1 protein-coding gene is annotated in these 1,154 nt (G+C 66.7%); it reads right to left on the bottom strand.

Annotated elements, in window-relative coordinates:
• Window positions 1-1,154, bottom strand: a 1,154-nt coding sequence (locus tag JZ00_RS29655; protein WP_046510220.1) for an ImcF-related family protein, incomplete at both ends; no start/stop codon positions are given.

Genomic DNA, 1,154 nt, shown 5'->3' with positions numbered 1-1,154 from the left:
CCCAGGCCGCCATCGGTGTAGAGCACGTCGGCCAGGTCGCTCAGTTGATTGACCGCCGCCAGGAACTGCGGGTTGACCCGCAAGCCACGGCCGTGGCGCGGGTCGGCCACCCAGCGGTTGCCCTCCTTGCGCAGCACGCCGCTCAACTGACTGTGCAGGAAGCGCTCGATGCGCCCCGTGTCGGCGCGGATCATCTGCCCCAACATCGGCAACGAAGCATCGCTGGCAGTCGCGGCAAACGGATAACGCCCGGCGAAGGCCGCGTTCCAATGCCCGACGATCGAGCGCTGCCACTGGCTGTTAAGGCCCGCCACCGACGGTTGCAGCACCCGCTGCCAGGCCTGTTCCAGCGGCTGCACGAACAGCATTTCGCCAACGCCGGCCCATTGCGCGCCCAGGCTCGCCGCCATCAACCGGCCATAGGACTGGGTATCGGTCAGGTCGATGTCACGGCCCTGGAACACGGTTTGCGCCAGCGCCTGGGTCATTTCCATGGGGTCGCTGGCGGTGCTGATCTGTTGCAGCTTCAGGCGCACGCGGGTCACTTGGGTGAGGTAGGCCAGCAGGTTCAAATTATCAGTGCCGCCCTTGAGCAGGGTCAGCAGCGGTCCGAAAGTGGCGTCCAGCGGTCCACCTGGAAAATCCACCAGTGGGTCGATCAGCGGCGCCATGTCCGGCCCGATCAGTTTGTGTGCGGACTTCATCAACGAGTCGCTGAGGGCCGGTGCGCGAGTGCCGGCTTGCCCTTGATAGGCCAGGGTGTTGAGCAGCGCGATCAGCGGCGATTGACGCACATCGCCCATCAGCGTCAGCTGGTCGATCACCGCGTCCAGGCTTTTCGGTTCACGGGTGCGCAGGCTGTTGAGGAACACCAGCCAGGCGCTGGCGTAGTCCTGGAAATAGCGCTCGGTCAGGCGCGTCTTGAGCTCGTGCGGCGTCAACCGGGCGTCGACCCCGCCGGGCCTGTCGCTGAGCACCCAGTCGATTTCCTCTCGCCGCGCCTGGGCGATCTCGTCGATGGCCCGGCGCACCTGGCCCTCCCAGGCCTGGCGTGTGAACACCCCCGGCACGCTGGCCTTGCTGGAAAACAGCCCGGCAGCCTCGGTGTCGCCGACCATTTGCGCCAGGCCCAGGGCCGGGTAATGCTGGGCCGC

This window comes from Pseudomonas frederiksbergensis, assembly GCF_000802155.2.
Lineage (GTDB): Bacteria > Pseudomonadota > Gammaproteobacteria > Pseudomonadales > Pseudomonadaceae > Aquipseudomonas > Aquipseudomonas frederiksbergensis_A.
Note: the sequence above shows the minus strand (reverse complement) of the source record. Positions and strands in the feature narration are given on the sequence as shown.